The 5,372-nt window shown below is 32.6% G+C and carries 6 protein-coding genes; 1 reads left to right on the forward strand and 5 read right to left on the reverse strand.

The features are described 5' to 3' along the window. From ACK5ON_RS07105 to rmuC, 5 genes are all read right to left on the reverse strand, one after another. Positions 1-1,349: CRTAC1 family protein (locus ACK5ON_RS07105; RefSeq protein ID WP_409821193.1), on the reverse strand; the 1,349-nt coding region annotated here is incomplete at its 3' end. An 18-nt stretch (positions 1,350-1,367) separates the two neighbouring features. Beyond that, positions 1,368-1,901, reverse strand: a complete 534-nt coding sequence (locus ACK5ON_RS07110) for a hypothetical protein (RefSeq protein ID WP_409821196.1) — start codon at positions 1,899-1,901, stop codon at positions 1,368-1,370. A 16-nt stretch (positions 1,902-1,917) separates the two neighbouring features. Then, positions 1,918-3,039, reverse strand: a complete 1,122-nt coding sequence (locus tag ACK5ON_RS07115; protein ID WP_409821198.1) for a hypothetical protein — start codon at positions 3,037-3,039, stop codon at positions 1,918-1,920. A gap of 98 nt (positions 3,040-3,137) precedes the next feature. Beyond that, positions 3,138-3,698: an acyl-CoA thioesterase gene (locus ACK5ON_RS07120; RefSeq protein ID WP_396175344.1), complete on the reverse strand. Its 561-nt coding sequence runs from the start codon at positions 3,696-3,698 to the stop codon at positions 3,138-3,140. Then, complete coding sequence (gene rmuC, locus ACK5ON_RS07125; RefSeq protein WP_396175346.1) at positions 3,682-5,013, reverse strand: DNA recombination protein RmuC; 1,332 nt, start codon at positions 5,011-5,013, stop codon at positions 3,682-3,684. The genes ACK5ON_RS07120 and rmuC overlap by 17 nt, the downstream gene beginning before the upstream one ends. Before the next feature lie 142 nt (positions 5,014-5,155). On the opposite strand from rmuC, the gene ACK5ON_RS07130 reads away from it, so the two are divergent. Next, the coding region (locus tag ACK5ON_RS07130) for a hypothetical protein (RefSeq protein ID WP_409821201.1) at positions 5,156-5,372 on the forward strand (217 nt) is incomplete at its 3' end.

Consider the following 5,372-nt stretch of genomic DNA (forward strand, 5'->3'; position numbering starts at 1 on the left):
TTGATTGCAATTGTAATATTGTTTTTTACAGGATTTGGATACATCGTAAACACTGAATTTTCATATGAATTTACTCCTAGTGTTGACCCTTCAACCACTGAAAGTTTCTGATTGGGACTTACTTGATTATATGTGTCAACAATTCCAGATGGCCATCTAACAATTACTTGATCAATAGAAGTAGCTGTACCAATTCCAAAATGTACATTTAATGAACTCATATATTTGAATCCTTCACCACTTCTAACATCTCTGATTTGTTTACCCCATGAGCCATAAATTTCAACTCTTGCACCAATTCCGTTGCTATTACTTTGAATGCCACGTAAATTTAATTTTAGCCATTTATTAGAATTTCCTGAACTTATTCTTATTGTATTACCTGATTGGAAGTCTAAAAACCCATCATTATTTAAATCCCCAACAGCAGACACGTCAAAACCATGAGTAAATGGAACAAAAGTACCATTACCTTGATTATACATAATTTTGTTGCCTCCCCCCATTACATCTACAAAACCATTGTTGTCAAAATCGTAAGCAATGTGTTCAATACTAGTTGAAGTATTTGTATCCCAACCAGTACCTGCCGTCGCATCAGTAAAAGTTCCGTTACCATTATTTTTCATATATTTATGTGAACCATCTGAAGTAGAACTTGCCCCTACTAGTGCATCCATGTCACCATCATTGTCAAAATCTGCCCAAGCCGAAGACCAAGTTTGAACAGGATCATACATATTAGCGGCTACCGATACATCTGAAAATGTTCCGTTTCCATTATTTCTATGTAATTCGTTGAATTTAGCAGTACCTGCACCACCACGGCATTTAGCAATAAATAAGTCTTGGTCACCATCATTATCATAATCAACCCAGATAGAACCATAATTCCCACCATCTGGATGAATTCCTAATAAAATTGCTCCGGGAGTCAAAGCATTGTTAGATTGAAAATAAGTCATTACACCTGAACCATTGTTTAAGTAGTATACATTAGGGTCAACATCATGACAAGAAAAGGCATCAAGATTTCCATCATTATTTAAATCGATAAAATTGGTCCTTTGACAAAATACATATTGAGTAAAATCAGTAACAGATGTAAAACCCATAGTAGTTCCATTAGACCTCATAAAAGTCACGCCGCTTCCACCACCATATAGTAAGTCATTAAAGCCATCTTTGTTGTAATCGCCAGCAGCTAAACTCCAAGATGGTAGAAAGCCACCACCAATGGTTGCAGTTGGATAATTAGTCATTGTGAAAGTACCATTTTCATTTTGAGTATGTATTCTTATATTGTTTGCGCTTACACCAACAATGTCATCAAGAAAATCATTATACATATCAACAACACATATAATTTAATTGCTGTTTATTGTTGCTATATTTTGAGAAGTAAACGTTACTGGTCCAGGAGTAGGAACTACAATTGGAGCTTCAGTTAGTTGGAATGAAAATCCTAGTGAACTCCATTTATTATCCCAAACAATATAATACGTAGTACCAGCTGCTACATTAAAAGTAGCTGTAGATAAATAGGCATTGTTATTACCCGAATTACAAGCAATTACACCGCTATCGTCATCACCTGTTACACAAGTTAAAGCTCCGCAAGTACCAGTATAAATATGTACTCGCGTATCTTTACAAATATTTACAATAAGATCGGAAGATACCGTCACAGTAAAGTTTTGAGTTGGGGTGTATGTATACCACTCGGCTGCTGTTTGGCCTGCCCCATTTGCAGCACAAATTGGTGTTGAAATTTCGGTACCATTAATAGCTTCTATTACATGTGTTCCTGCTGTAATTGGTAATGCAGTGGCACAAGTGTTTTGAGCAAAATTTATTTGTATTCCTAATACAAATACTACAATAAAAGTAATTTTTTTCATATTTTTTAATTTATTATTATGGACAACTCGATATCGAGTTAATGTATTCTTTTATTAAATTAACTCCTTCTTCGTGGATTATTGATCTGCCCAATAGAGGCATTCTATAGCCTTCTTCTTCGGTATTTAATCTGTAATATAACATAGAGCGATTGAAATTACTGGGATTAATTATTTTACTTAACGATTCGGGGAAACCTGCCATATCTTGTGTATCTACACAAACACCTTGATTTGTTCTACCATTAACATTACCCGTCTCACTAAATGCAAAACGCATTGGTCTATATGAACAATGACTTCCCTCTTGATGGCAATGCGCACAATTAATATCTAAATAAGATCTCACTCTTTTTTCTAAGGGTTGTGTTGCATCTTTGTAATTAACTGTAGATTCAAAATTAGAAGGAATTGCATTTTCCAAATAACCCTCATCAATCCACTTGGTTAACTGATTTTTTGACTCAGTGCCATAACTGTAATTGAAATTTAAATTTTGAGGTTTAATACCTATTGGTATTGGAACAGAAACAATACCTGATCCTTGATTTACGTCAACTTTATGACAAATCAAACATTGTTCTGCTGAGGGTATCCGATAATTTGAAGCAGTTTTAATTGCATTATTATCATCTTTCCATGTGACACTTGTACTACTGCCATTCATGTTTAAAAAAGCTTCAGTTTGTTCTTCATTCCAAACATATTCGGCAAAAATCCAGCCACTAGCTTTTCTTATCATTATTCTAGTTTCAATAATACGAGTTGTATTGTTAGGTTGAACATTATTATAATAAAATGATTTAATTAATGCTGCACCTACAGGAAGTTCAATTGCATTATTAGCTCCATTAAATGTACCTTTTACTCCTTTTGGCATCCAAACAAATCTCTTTTTTATAGCATAATCAGTAAATAATGAGCTTGCCGGTTCATATGGTATAACATCCAACGAAGGAATTTGATTTTTCATTTCACCTTCGAAAAATTTGTAATCCGATAGTTTTGGATAAGGTACTTGTGTTAAATCCACAACAACTGGTGAAACAGCTATATAATCATCATCTTGATTATTACATGAAACAAAAATACTTAATAGCAAAAGTAAAACACTGAGTTGGTAGAAATGTTTTTTCATAAAAATCTAAAAATCTGTCCAAAAATAATATTTTTTTTGTGATAAACTACAAATGATTAAATTAATATCATAATTTGTAACTTACAGATGAGAATATTTTAAATATTTTCTAAAAAATTTTCCAATTTAACCCGATAAAATTGAAGCTTTTCAATGGTATCTTTTGAATGATAATCGAAAACTTCTTCAAACTGATTCCTGTCTTTTTTTAAACTGATTTGTTTAATACAGTTACAAAAACGTTTTAATTCTACATCATTACTCAAAATAAGTCCCGGCACTTCAACATTGTTGCCCTTTTCATCTTTGGCAACCATGGTGAAATAACTCGAATTGCAATGTTTTACTTTGCCTGTTTGGATATTTTCCGCTACAACCCGAATACCCACAATCATGGAACTTTTACCCACATAATTAACACATGCTTTCATAGTAACCAATTCACCTACTTCAATAGGATTTAGAAAATCAACGGTGTCAACAGAAGCAGTAACGCAGTAATGCCCAGAAAATTTGGAAGCACTAGCAAAAGCAATTTGGTCCAACAAAGACAAAATATAGCCACCATGAATTTTACCACTAAAATTAGTATAGGATGGTAACATTAATTGCGAAATAATAACTTTTGAGGATTCTACGGATTTATAATTCTTGTTCATCTTTGTTGGCTCTTTGTAATATATTTTCGGGTAAAGATTTTTTAGCTTTAGCTCCCATTTTTTTTAAGTTTTCAACTCTATTGATAAGGTTTCCACTTCCATCTACCAATTTACTCATGGCATTATCATATTCAGTTTTTGAGTCTTTTATTTTGTTGCCAACCTTTACTAAATCAGTAACAAAACCTTCAAATTTATCATACAAAGCGCCAGCTTGTCGCGCAATTTCTATAGCATTTTCTTGTTGTTTCTGATTGGTCCACATGCTATCTATGGTTCGCAATGTTGCAAGCAGTGTAGTTGGTGTTACAATTATAATATTTTTTTCAAAAGCTTTGTTATATAAACTTGTATCTTCGTTTAATGCCAATGCAAATGCTGTTTCAATAGGAATGAAAAGCAACACAAAGTCGGGGCTTTCCATTTGATACAAATCGTGATAATTTTTTTCACTCAATTGGTCAACATGACGTTTTAACGCCATGACGTGTTCTTTCAAATGTTGGGCTTTTGCATTATCATCGTCTTCGTTTACGTAGCGTTCATAAGCAGTTAAAGTCACTTTCGAATCTACAATCATTTTCTTTCCATCAGGTAGGTTAATCACCACATCGGGAAAAACACGATTGCCTTCTTCTGTAGTGAAACTTTGTTGTACGTCATATTCTCTGCCTTTCACTAATCCTGATTTTTCTAGAACTCGCTCTAAAATTAATTCACCCCAATTGCCTTGCATTTTACTATCGCCTTTCAAAGCTTTTGTAAGGTTCAAAGTTTCTTTACTCATTTGCTCGTTCATATCGCGTAAACCAAGAATTTGTTGTCGTAACGCAGCATGATAATCAATACTTTCCTTGTGCGTATCCTCTACTTTCTTTTCAAAAAGCTGAATTTTATCTTGCAAAGGGGATAAAATATTTTTGAGATTTTCTTTGTTTTGTTCGGTAAACTTATTTGTTTTTTCTTCCAGAATTTTGTTAGCTAAATTTTCAAATTCTTTGGTAAATTTTTCCTGAAGTTTTTCTACTTCTTCTTTTTGCTCTTTGTTGCGTTCCCAAAGATTTTCAAAATCGGTTTCTTTTTTTGAAAGTTGAATGGCTAACGATTCTTTTTCAGTTCGAATGGTTTCTCTTTCCTGAACGGTTTGATTCAATTGCGATTTGAATTGCTCAATTTGTTGCAATAAGCCAATTAGTTTTTCTTCCAATCCTGCTTTATCTGATTTAGCATTGGCAGAGAAAATAATTTTACCAAGGAATATTCCAATGGCTAAAGCTAAGATAAACACAACAATCAATATTAAATTATCATACATAGAAAAAAGTTTATAAATAGTGTTTAAAGATACATAGTTTTGAAATTAAAAATCTTTTGTTTGGAAAGAAAAATAAATATATTTTTGTCATATTTTTTGAATTTTTTTAAAACTCAATTTTATATACTAACACAGAATGATTATGAATAGAAAAAATACCTTACTTGTTATGTTGATGATTTCAACATTAAGTTTTGCTCAATTTGTTCCTATTGGGCATTTGAATATTTTCTCCGAGGACGGAGATCGATTTACTCTTATTTTAAATGGAGAAGTAATCAATGATGTTCCACAAACCAATCTACGTGTTGAAGACTTGAATCAACCGTATTACAACGCCAAAATTAGATTTGAAGATA

Source organism: Flavobacterium sp. (genome assembly GCF_046317795.1).
Taxonomy (GTDB): Bacteria; Bacteroidota; Bacteroidia; order Flavobacteriales; family Flavobacteriaceae; genus Flavobacterium.

Coding starts and splice junctions, on each gene's coding strand:
- ACK5ON_RS07110 (WP_409821196.1), bottom strand. CDS start 1,901: ATGAAAAAAATTACTTTTATTGTAGTATTTGTATTAGGAATACAAATA.
- ACK5ON_RS07115 (WP_409821198.1), bottom strand. CDS start 3,039: ATGAAAAAACATTTCTACCAACTCAGTGTTTTACTTTTGCTATTAAGT.
- ACK5ON_RS07120 (WP_396175344.1), bottom strand. CDS start 3,698: ATGAACAAGAATTATAAATCCGTAGAATCCTCAAAAGTTATTATTTCG.
- rmuC (WP_396175346.1), bottom strand. CDS start 5,013: ATGTATGATAATTTAATATTGATTGTTGTGTTTATCTTAGCTTTAGCC.